The organism is Kribbella alba (assembly GCF_039529635.1).
Classification (GTDB): domain Bacteria; phylum Actinomycetota; class Actinomycetes; order Propionibacteriales; family Kribbellaceae; genus Kribbella; species Kribbella alba.
Window position 1 is genome coordinate 298657 of the sequence record NZ_BAAANE010000009.1, and the last position, 19993, is coordinate 318649.

The following is a 19993-nucleotide window of genomic DNA, read 5'->3' on the forward strand; positions in this document are numbered from 1 at the left end:
CGGGACGGCGCTGCCGATCGGGATTCCGGGCTAGGGGCTTGAGGAGTCGTGTTCGTCGCTCCACGGCGCCGGTGCAGCCGCCGAGCGGGGTTCCGGGCTAGGGGCCGGGGGTTGAGGACTCGTGCTCGTCGCTCCACGGCGCCGGTGTAACTGCCGGTCCGGGTTCCGGGCTAGGGGCCGGGGGTTGAGGACTCGTGCTCGTCGCCCCACGGCGCCGGTGCAGCAGCCGATCGGGGTTCCGGGCCGGGGGTTGGGGGGTCGTGTTCGTCGCCCCACGGTGAGGTGCAGGTAGTGATATCGGTCTTGGGGCGTGCTCGGGGGCGCGGGGGTGTGGGCTGGTGGGGTTCGTCGTCGCCCCAGGGGTTGAGGCGGGCGGTTTCCTCGGCGCTGATCCAGGCGATGTCCGTGGTGTAGGGCCATGCCCGGGCAGGCTGAGCCGACCGGGCCCGATCGGTTGTCGACGGCAACAAGCTGTCCGTGGCCGTGCCCGTGGCCGTCTCCGTGGCCGCGGCCGTGTCGGTGGTCGTGTCGGTGGCCGGGGTGCATTCGGCGCCCGGGCAGGATGCGGGTGGGTCCGGCGGTGCCGGTGGTGGTCGGCGTGGCCGGAGGCGGACCGGGGCGGGGTCGGCCCAGTCCGGGCGCGCGACACTGACCACACCGTCGACGATCGCGATATCCCAATAGCCGTTATGGGTGCCGCGATGGTCGTGCTTACAGAGCAGGACCAGGTTGTCCAGCGTCGTCGGCCCGCCTTCGGCCCAATGGACCAGATGGTGCGCATCGCACATGATCGGCGGCGCCCCACACACCACACAGCCCCGATCACGCACGATCAGAGCCTGCCGCAACGCATCGGTGACAAAACGCTTCTCGGTACCGACATCCAACGGACGCGAGTTCGACCCCAACACGACCGGCAAGATCCCCGCATCACACGCAAGCCGCCGCACCGCCGACGCCGACAGACTCCCCCCATAGATCAACTCACCACACCCCCCAGCCCGCACGCCGCCCCCGCCCAGCCGCCCAATCCCACCGAGCCGCCCGGTCGGGGTGAGGCCGGCGAGCAGGTCGATCCCGGGCAGAGGGCCGGTCCGGCTCGTGCCGGCCGGTGCATGCCCGGCTACCTCGCCGGGCGCCGTGCCGGTGAGCGTGCCGGTGAGGGCGCCGGTGAGGGCGTGGTAGTCGATGGTGACGCTGATGTGGGGCTTGATCGCGCTGTTACCGGTCTGGCCACTGTCGGCCGCGACGGTGATCGCGGTGGTCAACGCGTCGGCCTGCCGCTTGGTCTTGGAACGAGGATCCGGCCGGCCGTCGATGGTCTTGTGCGGCTTGGCGTTGTCGAAGATGACAGCGTTGAACACCTCGGCGTTCTCGTTGGCAAGATAACCGTGGAACCTGACCCCATGATCGGTCTTCCGCAACTGCAGCGATTCACGGTCATAGGCCCTGTCCTCGCCCGGCTCGCGACCATCGGGGTCCAGAATGTCCAGAACCTGCCGGCCGAGCCGCCGCAACTCCACCGGACTGAACTCACGACCGGCCTCGACCAACTGCTCCTCGGCCACGACCACATCCTCCACCGGCACCTTGTCCAACACCGCCACGATCGCCCTCGCCTGACCGACATGCAACCACACCGGCGGCCGCGAAACCCCCTGGTCGGCATCGGGTGGGTCCTCGACCGCGCCGACAATGCCGCCGCCGGCGACACCGTCCACGACACCGCCGGCGACACCGTCCGTGATGCCGTCCGTGATGCCGTCCGTGCTGTCGTCCGTGATGTCGTCCGTGCTGTCGTCGGCGACACCGCCGGTGATGGGGTCGGTGATGTCGTCGGTGATGGGTCGAAGGGGGTGGGCAGCGCCGCGGCGACCAGCGGGTACCTGGCCAAGGTGGTGGCGAGTTTGAGGTCGGCACGGACCTGGGCGGCGTTGAGCCGGTGCCGGGCCGCCAGCAGGCCGGCGATATCGGTGGCGCCGAGCTGCCGGGCATAGCCGGTCTCTTCCAGCGCCGCCATCAACTGCAGCCGGTAGGTCTCACGGCGCGCGGACTCGTCGTGCAGCGCGTCGAGAGCCGACAGCTTTTCGCTGTCGCTCATCGACCACACCGGCCGCACCTCCACGAGTTCCATACCGATGACTCTAGATCAGGCCACCGACAGTTTCCGGGCCCCGGAACCCGTTATAAATAAGGGATTCCGTGACCGGACGGATCCGGTCACGTTGTCCACAACAACCCCCGCCTGTGGACACCAACACGCCGCATCCGACCCGGTTATCCACAACAAAACGAGAACCGGAACACATTCAGGACGACAGCCACCAGCCAGAGCCATGCGTCAACGACGAAGGCAGGTGGCACAGCTGCAAGTAGACCGCACTGTTCCCTTGCAGAAGACGCGCCGCTGAGCACATGACGTCCATCGGCTAACAAGCCGATGGACAGAAGGCCCGGCTCGACCCGGCCCGGCTCATGCAGCCCCAGCCCAGGCGGGCTCGGAACGGCGCACTCGGCGCAGCTCTGATCGGCTCGCACCGCCCAGCTCAGGTCCGCTCGGCTCGCTTGGGTTCACGCAGCCCCAGCTCAGCCGGCTCGGCGCACCTCGGCACAGCTCGGCTCGGCTCGGTTCGGTTCACGCAGCCCCAGCTCAGCCGACTCGGCCAGCTCGGCTCAGCCCGGCGCAGCTCGACTCGGCTCAGCCCGGCGCAGCTCGACTCGGCCAGCTCGGCTCAGCCCGGCGCAGCTCGACTCGGCTCGACTCGGCTCAGCCCGGCGCAGCTTGCGCAGTACGGCTCGGCTGGCTTTGCGGGTGGTGATTTCGCTGACGCGCGAGGTGGTGGATGGTCGAGTTGTCTTGAGGACTATTCGGCATGGGTTGGTTGCTGGGCGGGAGTCGCGAGAAATCGAAGGGATACCGGCCTGCAAGCGGTGGTCCCGAGAACGCCCGCTGACATTGGAGAATGCCCGCTGACGTCCGAGAACGCCGGACGAACCGAGCACTACGTCGTGACCGACGCTCCGACAGGCGACACACTGGCTCGGCGGCGAGGAAGCCAATCTTCGGGTCGTCGACCCAGCCGTGATGTCAGCCTCGCCGGGTCGCCTCAGCCGAGCTTGGTGACGTCTCGTACTGCGCCCTTGTCGGCGCTGGTTGCCATCGCGGCATAAGCGCGAAGAGCCTGGGAGACTTTGCGGTCGCGGGCCTTGGGGGCATAGACGCCGCCGAGGGCCTCGCGGCGGGTGGTCAGTTCGTCCTCGTCGACCAGGAGGTCGATCGACCGGTTCGGGATGTCGATGCGGATCTGGTCGCCGTCCTGGACCAGCGCGATGGTTCCGCCCGAGGCGGCTTCCGGGGAAGCGTGGCCGATGGACAGACCCGAAGTACCGCCGGAGAAACGGCCGTCGGTGACCAGGGCGCAGACCTTGCCGAGGCCGCGGCCCTTCAGGAAGGACGTCGGGTAGAGCATCTCCTGCATCCCCGGACCACCCTTGGGCCCCTCGTACCGGATGACGACCACGTCGCCCGGCTGGACCGCCTTGGCGAGGATCTTCTCCACCGCCTCCTCCTGCGACTCGCAGACGACTGCCGGGCCCTGGAAGGTCCAGATGGACTCGTCCACGCCCGCGGTCTTCACCACGCAGCCGTCGAGGGCGAGGTTGCCCTTCAGAACCGCCAGACCACCGTCGACGGAGTACGCGTGCTCGCGGTCCCGGATGCAACCACCTGCGGCATCCGTGTCGAGGGTCGCCCAGCGCTCGGACTGCGAGAACGCGGTCGCGGAGCGCTTACAGCCGGGCGCCGCGTGCCAGAGCTCGATGGCCTCGGCGGACGGGGAACCGCCGCGCAGGTCCCAGTTCTTCAACCACTCGTCGATCGAGGCGCTGTGCACGGTGTGCACGTCCTCGTTGAGAAGTCCGGCCCGGTAGAGCTCGCCGAGGATCGCGGGGATACCGCCGGCCCGGTGCACGTCTTCCATGTAGTACGTGCCACCCGGCGCCACGTTCGGTGCGACCTTCGCCAGGCACGGCACCCGGCGCGAGACCGCGTTGATGTCGTCTAGGTCGAAGGCGACCTCGGCCTCCTGGGCCGCTGCCAGCAGGTGAAGGATCGTGTTGGTCGAACCACCCATCGCGATGTCGAGCGCCATCGCGTTCTCAAAGGCGGCACGCGAGGCCACCGTCCGGGGCAGCACGGTCAGGTCGTCCTGGTCGTAGTACCGCTTGGTGATCTCGACGACCGTGCGGCCGGCGTTCTCGTACAGCGCCTTGCGGGCGGTGTGGGTGGCCAGCACCGAACCGTTGCCGGGCAGCGAGAGGCCGATCGCCTCGGTCAGGCAGTTCATCGAGTTCGCGGTGAACATGCCCGAGCAGGATCCGCAGGTCGGGCAGGCGTTCTCCTCGATCCGCAGGATGTCCGCGTCGGAGACGTTCTCGTTGACGGCCTCGGACATCGCGTCGATCAGGTCGAGTTTGCGCACGGTGCCGTCGACCAGCGTGGCCCGGCCGGCCTCCATCGGGCCGCCTGAGACGAAGACGGTCGGGATGTTCAGCCGCAGGGCTGCCATCAGCATGCCAGGGGTGATTTTGTCGCAGTTCGAGATGCAGACCAGCGCGTCGGCGCAGTGCGCCTCGACCATGTACTCGACCGAGTCGGCGATCAGGTCCCGTGAGGGCAGGCTGTAGAGCATGCCGCCGTGTCCCATCGCGATGCCGTCGTCGACCGCGATCGTGTTGAACTCGCGGGCGATCCCACCGGCCGCGTGGATCGCCGCCGAGACGATCCGGCCGACCGGCTGCAGGTGGGTGTGGCCGGGCACGAACTCCGTGAAGCTGTTCGCCACCGCGATGATCGGTTTGCCGAAGTCCTCCCGGGCGACGCCGGACGCCTGCATGAGTGCTCTGGCGCCGGCCATGTTGCGGCCGTGGGTGACGGTACGGGACCTCAGTTCGGGCACGACGATCTCTCCTTGGTTTCGGACAGCCCGAACATCGTGCCACGGACGTCCGGATGCTGGTACTGCGGTCCCGCATCGCGGAGCAGTGCCGGTACTGCGGTCCCCGTGGCGCGAGGGAATGGTCCACCGGCGGCCGGAACACCTCAGAACTGTCGGCTGCAGGTCCTAGCCTGAGTTCATGGAGTTCGAGTATCACGCCCGCCGTGCGGTGCCGGCACTGCGGCCGTTCCTCGGCGCCCTGACGGGATACGCGTATCGCGGCGAGCCGCCGGAGCTGCATCGCGGGTTGCCCTCGCGCTACCTGACAATCGTGATCAGCCTCGACGAACCCCTCGGGGTGGCCTGGCCGGGCGAGCCGGTCGACAAGTTCCACACACTGGTCGGCGGGCTGCATTCCATCGCGGTGCGGATCGGCAACTCCCCCAACACCGCCGGCATCCAGCTCGCGCTCACCCCGGCCGGTTCACGCGCACTGCTCGGAGTCCCACCTGGCGAGCTGGGTTCGCTGGTGATCAACCTTGACGACGTGCTCGGCCGGCCCGCGCGTCTGCTGGCCGAGCAGCTCCGCGCGGAGGAAAGTTGGAGTAGGCGGTTCGACCTCCTCGAACACCTCCTGCTGACGTCCTGGCGCGACGAGCCCGCGCCTCAGCCACGCGCCGAGCTGAGTTGGGTCTGGCGGCGGCTGTGTGAAACGGCGGGCGGCGTCGGCGTACAGGTGTTGGCGCGGGAGGTCGGGTGGAGTCGGCGGCATCTCAGCGAGCGGTTCCGCGCGGAGTACGGGTTGGCTCCCAAGGTCGTGGCCCGGGTGATGCGGTTCGAGCAGGCTGTGGGCCGGTTGAAGCGGCAGCCAGGGACCAGGCTGGCGGATCTCGCGGCCGATCTCGGGTACTCCGATCAGGCGCATCTGACCCGCGAGTGGCACTCGATCGCCGGGTGTTCGCCGCGGCAGTGGATGGCCGAGGAGCTCCCATCTGTTCAAGACGCGCCGGGTGAAGCGCTGACAGAGTCGGGGGTATGAACACGACAACGAAAGAGACCGTGATCGGGGTCTGGCCGACGCTGATCTACCGCGACGGGCAAGCCGCGCTGAAGTTCCTCACCGAAGGCCTGGGATTCACCCTCGTCGCCTCGTACGCCGGGGCCGCCGAAGGGTCGATCGCCCATGCCGAGCTGGCGTGGCCCGTCGGTGGTGGAGTGATGGTCAGCTCGGTCGACCGCAACTCCGAGCCGAACGAGTTCGACAAGCTCGTCGACCGGACCGCCGCGGTGTATCTGGTGCACGACGATCCGGACGCATTGTTCACCGAGGTGATGGCGGCCGGCGCGACCGTAGTTCGGGAGCTGCGCGACGAGGACTACGGGTCGCGAGGCTTCAGCGTCGCGGATCCAGAAGGCAACGTGTGGAGCGTCGGCACCTATCGCGGCGAGATCGGAGCGTCATCCACAGGCAGCCACCAATGACGACGCGATCTCCGTAGAATCGCCAGGTGACCGAGACGACCCAGCCACTGGACGACAGCGCGAGCGAGGCCTTGGAGGTCTTGCACCGCGTGTTCGGTTACGCCACCTTCCGCGGCCAGCAGGGCGAGATCATCGAGACCGTCGTCGCCGGTGGTGACGCGCTCGTCCTGATGCCCACCGGTGGCGGCAAGTCGTTGTGCTACCAGATCCCGGCGCTGGTCCGGTCGGGCGTCGGGGTGGTCATCTCGCCGCTGATCGCGCTGATGCAGGACCAGGTCGACGCGCTGACCGCGCTCGGCGTGCGGGCCGGATTCCTCAACTCCACCCAGGATTTCGAGCAACGCCGCGAGGTGGAGCAGGCGTTCCTCTCGGGCGAGCTCGACCTGCTCTACCTGGCTCCGGAGCGGCTTCGGGTCGAGTCGACCGTGCGGTTGCTCGATCAGGGCAAGATCTCGTTGTTCGCGATCGACGAGGCGCACTGTGTTTCCCAATGGGGACACGATTTCCGGCCCGACTACCTGATGCTCTCGCAGCTGCACGAACGCTGGCCGGACGTGCCGCGGATCGCGTTGACCGCCACAGCGACGGAGGCGACGCACCGCGAGATCGCGACCCGGCTGAACCTGACGGAGGCCAAGCACTTCGTCGCCAGCTTCGACCGGCCGAACATCCAGTACAGGATCGTGCCGAAGGACAACCCCCAGCGGCAACTGCTCGACCTGCTCCGCACAGAGCACGAAGGCGATGCGGGCATCGTCTACTGCCTGTCGCGCAACAGCGTCGAGAAGACCGCCACTTTCCTCACCCAGAACGGCATCGAAGCAGTCCCCTACCACGCCGGACTCGACAGCCGGCTGCGCGCGCGGAACCAGTCCCGCTTCCTCCGCGAGGACGGCCTGGTCGTGGTTGCGACGATCGCCTTCGGCATGGGCATCGACAAGCCGGACGTTCGCTTCGTCGCGCATCTCGATCTGCCGAAGTCGGTCGAGGGCTACTACCAGGAGACGGGTCGCGCGGGCCGCGACGGACTGCCGTCCACCGCCTGGCTGGCGTACGGGCTGCAGGATGTCGTCCAGCAGCGCAAGATGATCGACACCTCCGAGGGTGACGCCGCGCATCGCCGCCGGCTCGGCACCCACCTCGACGCGATGCTGGCGCTGTGCGAGACCGTGCAGTGCCGCCGCACCCAACTGCTCGCGTACTTCGGCCAGACCGGCGAGACCTGCGGCAACTGCGACACCTGCCTGACACCCCCGGAGTCCTGGGACGGCACGATCCCGGCACAGAAGTTGCTCTCGACGGTCTACCGCCTCCAGCATGAGCGCAACCAGAAGTTCGGCGCGGGCCAGGTCATCGACATCCTGCTCGGCAAGACGACGCCGAAGGTCACCCAGTTCCGGCACGACGAGCTGACGGTGTTCGGCATCGGCACCGAGCTCAAGGACACCGAGTGGCGCGGCGTCATCCGGCAGCTGCTTGCCCAGCGCCTGCTCGCTGTCGAAGGGGACTACGGCACGTTGCTGCTGACGGAGGACAGCGCCGAGGTGCTCGGCCGTCGCCGCGAGGTGATGATGCGGCGCGAACCCGAGCGGGTCGGCAGGTCCTCCCGGTCCTCGTCCGTCAGCAAGAAGAAGGCGGCCGTCGCCGACCTGTCACCCGAGGCGGCTGAGGTCTTCGAGCGACTCCGCACCTGGCGAGCCGCGACCGCCAAGGACCAGGGCGTCCCGGCGTACGTGATCTTCCACGACGCGACGCTGCGGCAGATCGCGACCGAGGTCCCCGGCACCCTCGCCGAGCTCGGCACGATCAGCGGCGTCGGTGAGAACAAGCTCGCGAAATACGGCGAGGGCGTGCTGGAAGCGCTAGTGGCCTAGCAGCGGCTGGATCGCCGTGATCAGGTCAGTCACCACCGGTTCAAATTCTTGTTGCTGTCAGCAAGCAAGCTGGAGACCGCGAGGTGGTCCGGGATCGCGACTCGGCACGAATCCGTCCACCGCTTTGCCGCAGACCGGGTTCCGGTCCTCCGCAACCGGCGGCTGCGGCTTCTCGCCATGGAACGCGGCCCTCTCGAGCGGGCAGAGTGGACGGCGTACAGGGAAGGGAGACCACCGTGTCGCGCATCTTCATCACCGGTTCCGGCGACGGGCTCGGACAGTTGGCTGCCGGACGATTGCTGGAGGAAGGCCACGAGGTCGTCCTGCACGCCCGCAACGAGTCCAGGGCCCACGACGCGCTGGACGCACTGCCCGGGGCAAGCGGTGCCTTGACCGGCGATCTGTCCAGCATCGCCGAGACGCGGGACCTTGCGAGCCAGGCCAACGCGTCCGGGCGCTTCGACGTAGTGGTCCACAACGCCGCGGTCGGCTATCGCGAGCCGCGGATCGAGACCGTCGACGGGCTGGAACACGTCTTCCAGATCAACGTCCTCGCGCCCTACCTGCTGACCGCCTTGATCGAGCGGCCCAGCCGGCTGATCTACCTCAGCTCCGGCATGCACCTCGGGGGCGAGGTCGCGCTGGACGACCTGCAGTGGGTACGCCGCCGCTGGAGCGGCGCGCAGGCGTACTCGGACTCCAAGCTGTACGACGTGGTCCTCGCCTTCGCGGTGGCTCGTCTGTGGCCCGACGCCTCGTCGAACGCTGTCGACCCCGGCTGGGTCCCGACCAGGATGGGCGGCCGAGGCGCACCCGGCGACCTCGATCAAGCCGGGGAGACCCAGGTCTGGCTCGCCACCGCCCCGGCCCCGCCGAGCGGCGAGTACTTCTACCACCGCCGCCCGCACCGAACCCATCCCGCTGCCTCCGACCCCGCCGTCCAGGACGGCCTCCTCGACGCCTGCGCCTCCCTCACGGGCGTCGAACTCCCCGCCACCTGACGTCGAGCAGCGGCGTCATTTCTGACTGATGAAGAGTTTGTTGTCGTCCTGGTCCCGGAAGGTGAACATGGGTAGGACGCCGGGCCAGCTGAGGAGGTCGTCGGCGACTCAGCTGCGCAGGAACAGCAGCACGGCCAGCACGCGTCGGGACTCGCTGCCGGTGGCGGGAATTCCGAGCTTGCCGAAGATGCTGGACACGTACTTCTCGACGGCGCGCAGCGTGATCACCAACCGGTCGGCGATGCCCTGGTTGGAGTTCCCCGCGGCCATCAGCTCGAGCACCTCGCGTTCCCTGGGGGTCAGGGCAGCTAGCGGGTCGTCACTGCGCCGCCGCGACAGCAGGGTCGACACGATGGTGGGGTCGATCGCCGATCCGCCTGCCGCTACCCGCTTAACAGCTTCAAGGAAGTCCGGTACGTCGCTGATTCGATCCTTGAGCAGATACCCGACGCCCTCGGCCGAGTCCGCGAGCAGCTTCATGGCCAGGCCCGACTCGACGTACTGCGAGAGCACCAACACCCCGACGCCGGGATGGTCGGCCCTGATCCGCACGGCCGCTCGAAGACCCTCGTCGGTATGCGTCGGCGGCAACCGGATATCGACGATCACGATGTCAGGAAGGAGGCTCCGCAGTACGCGGAGGAGCTCGTCGGCGTCCCCGCACCGGGCGAGCACGTCGAACCCGGCGTCGACGAGGAGCCGGGCGAGGCCTTCGCGCAGCAGCACGCTGTCCTCGGCGATCGCTACCCGCATGGCAGTTCCGCCCTCACCCTGGTCCCGCCACCCGGCGGCGTCCAGACCCGCAGGCGGCCTCCGAGCGCCTCCACCCGATCGGCCAGACCACGCAGCCCGGTGCCGCTCTCGGTATCGGCGCCGCCGACACCGTCGTCCAAGACCTCGACCACCAGCAGATTTCCGACGCGGATGACGGCAACCGTGGCCGACGCAGCCCGGGCGTGCTTGCCGATGTTGGTCAGGCTCTCGGAGACCACGTAGTACGCCGCGACCTCGACAGCGTCCGCGAGTCGGCCATCCGCCTCGACTCTCAAGTGGACCGGCACCGGTGCGTGGGCCGCCAGCGACTCGAGCGCGACCGCGAGTCCGTGGGCGCTGAGCACGGCCGGATACAGGCCGCGCGCGACGTCACGCAGTTCGGCCAGTGAGACCGCGATCTCCTCCCGGGCCGCTCGCAGCAGGGCCTTGGCCTCTGTGTCCCCTCCGAGCCTGCTCTCGAGCATGCCTAGATCGAGCGACAGCGCGACGAGTCGCTGTTGGGCGCCGTCGTGCAGGTTGCGCTCGAGCCGCTGCCGCTCCTTCTGGCCTGCCTCGATCACCCGTGACCTCGATCCGCGCAGCTCGTCGACGTTGGCCCGAAGCTCGGCGTGCAGCCGGCCGGTCTCCAGGGCGATGGCTGCCGCAGCGCTGACCGCGTCGAGCAGATCGTGCTCCTCCGTCAACGCCGGATCGTGCACCAGCGCGGCCACTTGCTCGCCGTCACGCGCTATCACCGTCACCCGGGTTGGATCGCTGGGCAGCTCAACCGGCTGGCCTTCCTGATCGGCCCAACTACCGAACTGCGGCAGCCAGTACACCAGCGACAGCGACGGATCCCGCAAGGCCCGGGCGAGAGGAGCCCGCAGATCGGCCGGTTCCGCCTGGAGTGCGACCACCAGATCCCCCACGGCTGAGCGCGCCAGCCTTGCCTGCAGCAGGCCGCCGAGGAAGGCGATCGGCGCCAGACCGATCACGGCCAGGCTGACCTCCTGGACAGTCGGGAAGGCTGGTCCTCCGGAAACGCCGACGAGCAGCAGTACGGCGGTCATCAGCAGGCCCAGCGCGAAGGCGTCGACCAGCAGCGCGAGCGATCGTCGCAACGGCCTTCCACCTGCCCGACGTCGAGCAGCGAGCAGGGCGACACCCACCAGCGCGACGGTGCTGAGCACAACCAGTTCGACCGTGTGCAGCAACCCGGCCAGTTCAGGCTTGTCGATGCGCCCCAGCAGGTGCCCGGGTTCCAGCCCACCGAGCAGCATCACGGTGAGCTGGCCGCCGATCGCGAAGACGTACCCGGCGGCAACGACGACACGCTCGGCCGGCCCGTGCAGACGACCGGTCGGGAAGGCCAGGAAGACGTGAACGACGAGGACCAACGGCAGCAGGTCCAACGCCTGCCCGACGGTTCGGGCAACCTCGTTGTCGGCCCAGACGAGCGAGGTGGCCAAGGTGACGAACCCGGTGACGATCATCAGTGGCCCGAAACGGTTGTCTGGTCGGCGCCACCAGGCGACCAGGCCGCTCAGCGTGTAGGCCGAGGAGATCCAGAGGATCAGCGCGGCGTGCGGCGCACCCACCTCACCGGTCGCGGCCAGGACGGCCGCCGCGGCGACGCCGGCCAGCAGGGCGGTGGCGATCGCCACCAGCACGACTGCCGCCGGTTCCCGGCCCGGAGCCCGCTGGGACGACATCGACGACATCGGCCCTACTCTCCGACCGCCCCCCGGCGGTCACATCGGCGCAACCCTGCGAAGCGAATCGATGCCGACAGCCCACGAGGAGCAGGGGCGCGCTTTCAAGCTACGCCGGTTGGGTGACGACCAGAACACCTCCACCAGCCGCATGCACCAGAAAACCGGCCCCCTGGTCGGCCAGTTGACCGCCTTACCGCCCGCTCCGCCGGCTGACAGCGTGGTGGACAACCCTCCATCCATCCATCAGGGAGCCCGCCATGAAAACCCGGATCATCCAGGACCGGCCGGACCCAGACAACTCACCACCAGCCCGCAAGGAGACTCCCATGACCGTCATCACCTCGTGGATCAGGAACCACCGCCTGGCCGCGTTCTTCGTGCTCAGCTATCTGTTCGCCTGGTGGCCGTGGCCGCTGTACGGCCTCGGCATCCTGCCCGAATTCATGTTCTTCGCCATCGGTCCGCTCGCGGCGGCGATCGTGGTCATCGCGGTGGCTGAGGGCAGGGCCGGCTTCCGTGACCTCGGCGCGCGGATGATCCGCTGGCGAGTGGCGTGGTACTGGTACGTCGTCGCGCTCGGCCTGCCGCTGGCAGTCCGGGGCGTAGCTACTCTGGTGAACAGCGGGCCGGGTGGCGCGCCGGATCCCGACTGGTCCGGGCTCGCGTGGTCCAGCTTCGCCATCGTGTTCCTGGTGCGGCTGGTCAACCCGCTGGACGGACCGCTCGGTGAAGAGCCCGGCTGGCGCGGATTCGCCGTACCCCGCTTACAGGCCGCACGATCGCCACTGAGCTCAGCCCTGATCCTCGGGGTACTGGCAACCGGCTGGCATCTGCCGCTGGTCTTCGCCGGCGATGTCGGGGCCATCGGTCTGGTCAGCACGTTCTCGATCACCATCGTGTACGTCTGGCTGTTCAACCACACCCGCGGCAGCGTGCTGCTCACCCTGCTGTTCCACAGTGCTCAGGGCGCCATCGTCTTCAGCGATCTCGGCATCGAGGGTGCCTACCTGAGCCAGCAGGAGTGGATGGAGTGTGTGGCCTGGTCCGTGGTCGCCCTCAGCCTGATCGTGCTCGACCGCCAGGCGTGGCGCACCGCACCCAACGAGGCGGTCCGTCTCGAAACGCCGGCCTCGTCCCCACTGCGGTCCACCCACTCTGCCGCGTAGGACCGCGACGCTGTTGGTTCACGGAGAAGGCCCGGACGGCTCTGCGGATGCCGTCCGGGCCTTCTTCGCTACAGCTACTTCGCGACTACTCGGAGGGTGAAGTCGGCCTCGCCGTCGTTGGCGGCGCGGACGGTGTAGCCGGCCGAGCGGAGGGCGGTGTAGTCCTTGTCCGAGGTGAGCCTGTCGCTGAGGGATGCGGCTGCCTCGAAGTCGACGTAGCCGACCATCACGGCACCCTTGCTGTCCGGGATGGCCTGCTTGAAGTTCTCGGACTGCCCGAGGTTGCCGCCCTTCAGCACCTCCTCGGCGTATCCCTGCTGGGTCGAGATCACCAGGGTGTCCTCGTCCTTGGCCTGCTCGATCGGCACGTTCACCGGGCTCCGGGTGCGGATCAGGTCGGTGACCTTCTTCACGACCTCCTCGGCCTTGGCCGGGTCGGTCTCCATCCGTGCGGCGACCTTGGGCCCGTTGGCGGTCTCCTTGTCGATCGAGATCGCCAGGTTCTTGCCGAGCAGCGGCTTGAGGTCATCCGGCAGGACCAACCCGTATTCGTCGGTGAAGTTCTTGGTCAACTCGCCGAGGTTGATCCCGGCAGTGCCGGTCGACTTCTCCAACTGCGCCCAGATCGTGCTGACCAGGTTCGAGCCGTCCGACAGTGCCAACGCGCCGGCCGTTGTGTCCGGCAGCTTCGCGACGACATCACCCGCTTCGGAGTTGCTCACCTTGAGGCTCCGGTCACCGTGCACAACGCCCTTCAGCTCGACGTACTGCGAGTCGAACCGCAGGGCCGCGGCCGCGCTTCCCTCCGGCAATGCCGCGCGCTGCTCGTCGGTGAGCCGGTTGCCGCTCGCCAATCCAAGGCCCTTCGTGTCTGCCCAGAAGGAAGCGAATCCCTGCTCACCAAGCGCGGACATGTCCTTGTGGAACTTCGCGTTGTCCTGCAGCGAGTCTTTCCTGCTGGCGGCAACAGCCGCGTCGACGGGAGCCTGCTGGTCGGACAGCAGCACGTACCCCTTGGCGAAAGCTCGCTTCGGCTTGTCCTGCTCGCCGGCGAACAGCTTGTCGATTCCCTTGGTTGCCTCGTCCTCGTTCTTCACCTGGACGGCGACGACGACTTCCGGCTTGTCCTGCCCAGGCAGCGCGGCGATACCGGCCCGATCGCCAAGCCACGGCTTGATGTCCTTGTCGAAGTCGACGTCGGCCAAGTTGTCGCCGGCGTCCTTCTTGATCAGCTCGAAGAGCTTCAGGCGCAGGTCGTCCTTGTCGCTGGTGAGCCCGATCTGCTCCTTGGCGGACGGGAATTTCATCAGGAACCGCAGCGCGGCGACCTTCTGCCCGGCCGACGGGTTCAGGTCGATCTGGGCATACGCGACCGCGCTACCAGGCAGCACCGCCGCCGGCTGGTCACCGCCGTTGAGCCTCGCGTAGGCAAAGACCGCACCGCCACTGACGACCGCCAGCACGGCGAGCACCGCGACCAGCGGAATCAGCTTGCCGCGTCGTTTCTTCGGCTCCGGCTCCCACTCCTGCGCCAACGGGTACCCCGCCCCATACGGCGGCTGTCCCCCGCCGTACTGCCCCTGTCCCCCGCCCGCGCCGTAAGGCGGCTGTCCCGCGCCATGCTGCCCGTGTCCCCCGTCGTACTGCGGCTGCCCCGCGCCCGGCCCGTACTGCGAGCCTCCCGCGCCCGGCCCGTACTGCGACCCCTGCTGCGGGTAATCCGGCGAACCAGGCTGACCCGCCTGCGGCCAGAGCGCCCCCGGCCCAGGCTGGTCCCCAGCGCCAGGTCCATACGAAGGACCCTGTTGATTCCCCGGCCCCGGCTGGTTCAGCTGCCCCGGACCGTGCGACGGGTGCTGCTGGGGCGGCAGGTACTGCCCGGGCTGCGGCTGGGCGGGATTTCCCGGGCCCTGCGGACCGGCGTACGGGTTGGGGTGGTTCTGGGGTGGGCCGGTGTAAGGGCCTTGGGGTCCGCCTGCTGCACCCGGGCGGTGCTGGCTGTTGGGCGGATTGGTTTGGTCGGACATTTGCCCCCCTCGCGTCGCCGGTGGCCTCACCACCGGGCCGCAACAGGTTAGTGCGGCGAGGTGTCAGACGGGACCGGAGGCGCAGTGGTTGCAACGGGCTCGCTGCGCCATGACGAGGCGGCGATGATCGCGGCCGCGAGCGCAGCACCGACCACCCAGGCCGCCAGCGGGGTCCACGTGTGCAGCTCGAGCGGCGCAGCGAGGAGATCGCCGGGCTTGGCCGCTTCCAGACGCGGCTGCAGCGGGTCATGGCCGAGCAGCATGCCTACGCCCCACGCCACGCCAGAGCCGAGGATCGAGCCGAGCGTGACGATGGCGACCGACCACGGACCGTAGTTCCGCAACCACAGGAACAGCGCGCCGCCGACGACGAGCCCCGCGATGAAGCCGATCGCAGTGAAGGTGCCGTCGGGCCCGAAGATCTTGGTCATCTGCTCCTCGCCGAGCGAGCCACCGTTCTGGTCCACGGTGTACTGCGCTAGCGGGGAGAACTGCTGCCACGCCCAGCCCGCGATCGCACCCACGACGAGGAACGCAGCCACAGTCAGGGCGATCGCCTTGGCCCACGGCATCTTCGGTTCCGGCTCGAGCGGTGCGAATCTTCCGCTCGGCTGGAGGCCGGCCGGCGGCCGACCCACCTGCTGCTGGCCAACGGGCTGACCGACCGGTTGCTGACCTGCGGGCTGCCGACCGACGGGCTGCTCACCGAACGGGGGCCCGCCGTAGGGCTGGGGCTGAACTGGCTGACTCACGGGGCCAGTGTGACGCACCGGCGAAGGGCGATCGGTCACCGGTGCCTCAGCCGGCCAGGCAGGACGGGCCGAGCAGCGCCTTCAGGTCCGCCATCAGCGACGAGGTCGGGGTGACCCGGAACCGATCGCCGATCCGCATCACCGTCGTCTTCTGCCGGGCCTGCAGCCGCAACTGGACCTCGGTCATCCCCGGGTGAGCCTGCAGCACGTCACGCAACTGGTCGACCAGCGGCGGAGTACAGCGGTTGACCGGCATGGAGATCACGACCGGACCGCTCGGGCCCTCGGTCAGATCGGGCACGGTCACGTCTGACCCGCTCAGCTCGACCCGGTCATCGCGGCGGCGCAGCCGGCCCTTCATCAGGATGATCGCGTCGTTCGTCAGCAGGTGGGCGGCGAGCTGGTACGCCGAGGAGAACATCATCACCTCGATCGAACCTTCCAGGTCCTCGATGGTGACGATCGCGTAGATGTCGCCCCGCTTGTTCACCTTGCGCTGCACCGCGGTGACCAGCCCGCCGATGGTCACCTGGGTGCCGTCCGGGCGGTCCTCGTCGGCGAGCAGTTGGCCGATCGTGCAGTCGGTGCCGTTGGTGAGCACGTGCTCGACGCCGAACAGCGGGTGGTCGGACACATACAGCCCCAGCATGTCGCGCTCGTGCGCGAGCTTGGTCGCCTTGTCCCACTCTTCGATCTCCGGGACCGTCACGGTCAGCCGGCTGTTGCCTTCGCCCTCGCCGGAGTCGTCACCCATGCTGAACAGGTCGAACTGCCCGTGCGCCTCGTTCCGCTTGAGGTCGATCGCCTCGTCCACGGCCTGCTCGTGCACCGCGACTACCGCGCGCCGAGCGTGCCCCATCGAGTCGAACGAGCCGGCCTTGGCCAGTGACTCGATGACCCGCTTGTTGCAGACCGGCAACGGCACCTTGTCGATGAAGTCGACGAAGTCGGTGAACCGGCCGTCGGACTCGCGGGCCGCGACGATCTCGGCCACCACGTTGACGCCGACGTTGCGGATCGCGGACAGGCCGAAGCGGATGTCGGTGCCGACCGGGGTGAAGTTCGAGTCGGACTCGTTCACGTCCGGCGGCAGCACCTTGATGCCCATCCGGCGGCACTCGTTCAGGTAGATGGCCATCTTGTCCTTGTCGTCCTTCACGGACGTCAGAACCGCGGCCATGTACTCCGCCGGGTAGTTCGCCTTCAGGTAGGCGGTCCAATAGGAGACCAGCCCGTACGCCGCGGAGTGGGCCTTGTTGAACGCGTAGTCGGAGAACGGGACCAGAACGTCCCACAGCGCCTTGATCGAGGCGGCGCTGAAGCCGTGATCCTTCATGCCGGCCTCGAAGCCGACGTACTCGGCGTCGAGCACTTCCTTCTTCTTCTTGCCCATCGCCTTGCGGAGAAGGTCCGCCTTGCCCAGGCTGTAGCCCGCCAGCTCCTGGGCGATCTTCAGCACCTGCTCCTGATAGACGATCAGCCCGTACGTCGGACCGAGGATCGGCTCCAGCGCCTGCTCCAGCTCCGGGTGCAGGTAGGTGATCTCCTGCTGGCCGTTCTTACGCAGCGCGTAGTTCGTGTGTGAGTTCGCGCCCATCGGGCCGGGTCGGTAGAGCGCGCCGACGGCGGAGATGTCCTCGAAGCTGTCCGGTTTCATCAGCCGCAGCAGCGCCCGCATCGGGCCACCGTCGAACTGGAAGACACCGAGCGTGTCGCCACGCCCCAGCAACTCGAAAGTGGGGGCGTCGTCCAGCGTGTCGCCGAGCGCGTCCAGGTCGACAGTGAAGCCGCGCGCGGCCTCGATGTTCTTGACCGCGTCGTCCATGATCGTCAGGTTCCGCAGGCCCAGGAAGTCCATCTTGACCAGGCCGAGCGTCTCGCAGCTCGGGTAGTCGAACTGGGTGATGACCTGGCCGTCCTGGTCGCGGCGCATGATCGGGATCAGGTCGATCAACGGCTCGCTGGACATGATCACACCGGCCGCGTGCACCCCCCACTGGCGTTTCAGGTTCTCCAGCCCGCGCGCGGTATCGACGATCTTGCGCACGTCGGCGTCCGACTCGTACAGCTGACGGAACTCGCCGGCCTCGGAGTACCGCTTGTGCTCCGGGTCGAAGATGCCGGACAACGGCACGTCCTTGCCCATCACCGCGGGCGGCATCGCCTTGGTGATCCGGTCGCCCATCGCGAACGGGTAGTCGAGCACCCGGCCGGCGTCCTTGATCGCCTGCTTGGCCTTGATCGTGCCGTAGGTGACGATCATTGCGACCCGGTCGTCGCCGTACTTCTCGGTGACGTAGCGGATCACCTCCGGCCGGCGACGGTCGTCGAAGTCGATGTCGAAGTCGGGCATCGACATCCGTTCCGGGTTCAGGAACCGCTCGAAGATCAGACCGTGGCGCAGCGGGTCCAGGTCCGTGATGCGCATCGCGTACGCGCACATCGAGCCGGCGCCGGAGCCACGGCCAGGACCAACCCGGATGCCGTTGTTCTTGGCCCAGTTGATGAAGTCCGCGACAACCAGGAAGTAGCCCGCGTACCCCTTGGAGACGATGACCTCGATCTCGTACTCCGCCTGCTTCCGCACGTGGTCCGGCACACCGGCCGGATAGCGCTTGTGCAGGCCGGTCTCGACCTCGGCGATGAACCAGGACTCCTCGTTGTGGCCGTCCGGGCAGGGGAAGCGCGGCATGAACCGGCCCTCGCCCTCGGTGAACGTCACCTCGCACTGCTCGGCGATCAGCAGCGTGTTGTCGCACGCCTCCGGCAGGTCCTTCCAGACCTCGCGCATCTCGGCGGCGGTCTTGACGTAGAACTCGTTCGCGTCGAATTTGAACCGGTTCGGGTCGGACAGCGTCGAGCCGGACTGCACGCACAGCAGCGCCGCGTGTGCGACCGCGTCCTCGGGCTTGGTGTAGTGCAGGTCGTTGGTGGCGACCAGCGGCAGACCGAGCTCCTTGGCCAGCTTCAGCAGGTCGCCCTGGATATTGCGCTCGATGCCGAGCCCGTGGTCCATCAACTCGCAGTAGTAGTTCTCCGCGCCGAAGATGTCGCGGAACTCCGCGGCCGCCTCGACCGCCTCCTTGTACTGCCCCAGCCGCAGCCTGGTCTGCACCTCACCCGACGGGCAGCCGGTGGTCGCGATCAGGCCCTTGCCGTAGGTCTGCAGCAGTTCGCGGTCCATCCGGGGCTTGAAGTAGTAGCCCTCGAGGCTGGCCAGCGACGACATCTTGAACAGGTTGTGCATGCCGCTGGTGTTCTTCGCGAGCAGCGTCATGTGCGTGTACGCACCGCTGCCGGAGACGTCGTCGCGGCCGGAGTTCGCGTCGCCCCACTTGACCCGCTTCCGCTCGCTGCGGTGGGTGTGCGGAGTCAGGTAAGCCTCGACGCCGATGATCGGCTTGACGTCGTACTTCTTCGCGGTCTTCCAGAACTCATACGCCCCGAAGACGTAGCCGTGGTCGGTGGTCGCGATCGCCGGCATGCCCATTTCCTGGGCGGTTTTGAACAACTCGTCGATCCGCGCGGCGCCGTCCAGCATGGAGTACTCGGTGTGCACGTGTAGATGCACGAAACTGTCGCTGGACGCCATGTCTTCGCAGACCTCCCAGGGCGTGAGTGAGCGGGACGGTGAAGCTGCCGGTCAGCCTAATCGGCGGCTGGGACAGTTTCCGAAGCGCCTCTCCGACGGCCACTCCGGCTGCCCGATATCCGGTCGAACTCAGCCCACCGCGGCTGAGCGGACCGCCAGGAGTGAGCGATCCCGAAGAAATGTTCCGGTCCCGTCCCGGGCGCACTCACTGGACGAGTTCGCGAGTGGGCCCGTCGACGACAAGGGCCTGACCGTCACGCATCGGCAGCTAGGCCACGCCGGTCCGGTCGTACAGGTCGACGACCTTGTCCAGCAGCTCCGTCTCCGGATGCCCCGGCGAATCGAGGTGACCCGTAGTACGAAGACGTTCCCGCCACGCACCCACACTCCGTCGTACTGCCTAAGCCGGGCCCTCAGCTCGTCACCCGAGCCGGCTGACACGGCCGAGTCGCCCGGGCCGCCGGACCCAGCTGAGTCGCCCGAGTAGTCCCGCAGGTCGAGCTCGTCGGCGCGCAGGCCGAGGTCGGTCAGCCCGGTGAGCTCGGCCGCGACCTTCTCCCCCCGAAGCTCGGGGTCCTCGTTGTCGATGGAGTTCGCGATCACCGCCACCCGCGGCGAGGCGGGCAAGAGGTCGACCAGGCGCTCCGGGTGATCACCAAGGCGGAAGGACGAGAGGTAGAGCTTCACGCGGCGT

General features: G+C 68.2%; 14 protein-coding genes. 6 read left to right on the top strand and 8 right to left on the bottom strand.

What is annotated here, in order from left to right; all coding sequences use genetic code 11:
- Positions 1–170: 170 nt before the first annotated feature.
- Positions 171–1607 (bottom strand): HNH endonuclease signature motif containing protein, encoded by a 1437-nt coding sequence (locus tag ABD210_RS26145; protein ID WP_344114753.1) that lies wholly within the window; start codon positions 1605–1607, stop codon positions 171–173.
- 21 nt (positions 1608–1628) lie between these two features.
- On the opposite strand from ABD210_RS26145, the gene ABD210_RS26150 reads away from it, so the two are divergent.
- On the top strand, positions 1629–1997 hold the full coding sequence (locus tag ABD210_RS26150; protein ID WP_344114754.1) for a hypothetical protein: 369 nt from the start codon (positions 1629–1631) through the stop codon (positions 1995–1997).
- Positions 1998–3107: 1110 nt separating this feature from the next.
- On the opposite strand, the gene ilvD is transcribed toward ABD210_RS26150, so the two are convergent.
- On the bottom strand, positions 3108–4958 hold the full coding sequence (ilvD, locus tag ABD210_RS26155; protein ID WP_344114755.1) for a dihydroxy-acid dehydratase: 1851 nt from the start codon (positions 4956–4958) through the stop codon (positions 3108–3110).
- A gap of 178 nt (positions 4959–5136) precedes the next feature.
- Here ilvD and ABD210_RS26160 point away from each other — a divergent pair, with 178 nt between their 5' ends.
- The 4 genes from ABD210_RS26160 (at position 5137) to ABD210_RS26175 (ending at position 9294) form a co-directional block, all read left to right on the top strand.
- Positions 5137–5976, top strand: coding sequence for an AraC family transcriptional regulator (locus ABD210_RS26160; protein WP_344114757.1), 840 nt, complete (start codon positions 5137–5139; stop codon positions 5974–5976).
- A complete protein-coding gene (locus ABD210_RS26165; RefSeq protein ID WP_344114759.1) occupies positions 5973–6419 on the top strand; it encodes a VOC family protein in 447 nt (148 codons plus the stop codon). Before ABD210_RS26160 ends, ABD210_RS26165 begins: the two co-directional genes overlap by 4 nt.
- A gap of 26 nt (positions 6420–6445) precedes the next feature.
- On the top strand, positions 6446–8293 hold the full coding sequence (gene recQ / locus ABD210_RS26170; RefSeq protein ID WP_344114760.1) for a DNA helicase RecQ: 1848 nt from the start codon (positions 6446–6448) through the stop codon (positions 8291–8293).
- Between the two features lie 236 nt (positions 8294–8529).
- Positions 8530–9294 (top strand): SDR family NAD(P)-dependent oxidoreductase, encoded by a 765-nt coding sequence (locus tag ABD210_RS26175; RefSeq protein WP_344114762.1) that lies wholly within the window; start codon positions 8530–8532, stop codon positions 9292–9294.
- 108 nt (positions 9295–9402) lie between these two features.
- Here ABD210_RS26175 and ABD210_RS26180 read toward each other — a convergent pair whose 3' ends face one another.
- Together ABD210_RS26180 and ABD210_RS26185 are read right to left on the bottom strand one after the other, a co-directional pair.
- Positions 9403–10047, bottom strand: a complete 645-nt coding sequence (locus tag ABD210_RS26180) for a response regulator transcription factor (protein ID WP_344114764.1) — start codon at positions 10045–10047, stop codon at positions 9403–9405.
- Positions 10038–11768 carry a sensor histidine kinase gene (locus tag ABD210_RS26185; RefSeq protein ID WP_344114766.1) on the bottom strand — a complete coding sequence of 577 codons (1731 nt, stop codon included), beginning with the start codon at positions 11766–11768 and terminating at the stop codon, positions 10038–10040. Before ABD210_RS26185 ends, ABD210_RS26180 begins: the two co-directional genes overlap by 10 nt.
- Positions 11769–12088: 320 nt before the next feature.
- Here ABD210_RS26185 and ABD210_RS26190 point away from each other — a divergent pair, with 320 nt between their 5' ends.
- The gene (locus tag ABD210_RS26190) at positions 12089–12928 is read left to right on the top strand and encodes a CPBP family intramembrane glutamic endopeptidase (protein ID WP_344114768.1); all 840 of its coding nucleotides are present in this window, start codon (positions 12089–12091) and stop codon (positions 12926–12928) included.
- A 74-nt stretch (positions 12929–13002) separates the two neighbouring features.
- Here the strand turns inward: ABD210_RS26190 and ABD210_RS26195 are convergent, their stop codons facing one another.
- The 4 genes from ABD210_RS26195 to ABD210_RS26210 all read right to left on the bottom strand — a co-directional run bounded on the left by ABD210_RS26195 (position 13003) and on the right by ABD210_RS26210 (position 19986).
- Positions 13003–14955 carry a DUF3352 domain-containing protein gene (locus tag ABD210_RS26195; protein ID WP_344114769.1) on the bottom strand — a complete coding sequence of 651 codons (1953 nt, stop codon included), beginning with the start codon at positions 14953–14955 and terminating at the stop codon, positions 13003–13005.
- Positions 14956–15002: 47 nt separating this feature from the next.
- Positions 15003–15707: a hypothetical protein gene (locus ABD210_RS26200; RefSeq protein ID WP_344114771.1), complete on the bottom strand. Its 705-nt coding sequence runs from the start codon at positions 15705–15707 to the stop codon at positions 15003–15005.
- A gap of 46 nt (positions 15708–15753) precedes the next feature.
- Entirely contained in the window at positions 15754–19299 is a 3546-nt protein-coding gene (dnaE, locus tag ABD210_RS26205) for a DNA polymerase III subunit alpha (RefSeq protein ID WP_344114773.1), read from the bottom strand.
- 129 nt (positions 19300–19428) lie between these two features.
- Positions 19429–19986 (bottom strand): hypothetical protein, encoded by a 558-nt coding sequence (locus ABD210_RS26210; protein WP_344114775.1) that lies wholly within the window; start codon positions 19984–19986, stop codon positions 19429–19431.
- Positions 19987–19993: the final 7 nt, after the last annotated feature.

What these genes read in the sequence shown, in the direction of transcription:
- ABD210_RS26160 (WP_344114757.1), top strand. Translation starts at nt 5,137, where the DNA reads ATGGAGTTCGAGTATCACGCCCGCCGTGCGGTGCCGGCACTGCGGCCG.
- ABD210_RS26180 (WP_344114764.1), bottom strand. Translation starts at nt 10,047, where the DNA reads ATGCGGGTAGCGATCGCCGAGGACAGCGTGCTGCTGCGCGAAGGCCTC.
- ABD210_RS26165 (WP_344114759.1), top strand. Translation starts at nt 5,973, where the DNA reads ATGAACACGACAACGAAAGAGACCGTGATCGGGGTCTGGCCGACGCTG.
- ABD210_RS26190 (WP_344114768.1), top strand. Translation starts at nt 12,089, where the DNA reads ATGACCGTCATCACCTCGTGGATCAGGAACCACCGCCTGGCCGCGTTC.
- ABD210_RS26195 (WP_344114769.1), bottom strand. Translation starts at nt 14,955, where the DNA reads ATGTCCGACCAAACCAATCCGCCCAACAGCCAGCACCGCCCGGGTGCA.
- ABD210_RS26150 (WP_344114754.1), top strand. Translation starts at nt 1,629, where the DNA reads ATGCAACCACACCGGCGGCCGCGAAACCCCCTGGTCGGCATCGGGTGG.
- dnaE (WP_344114773.1), bottom strand. Translation starts at nt 19,299, where the DNA reads ATGGCGTCCAGCGACAGTTTCGTGCATCTACACGTGCACACCGAGTAC.
- ABD210_RS26185 (WP_344114766.1), bottom strand. Translation starts at nt 11,768, where the DNA reads ATGTCGTCGATGTCGTCCCAGCGGGCTCCGGGCCGGGAACCGGCGGCA.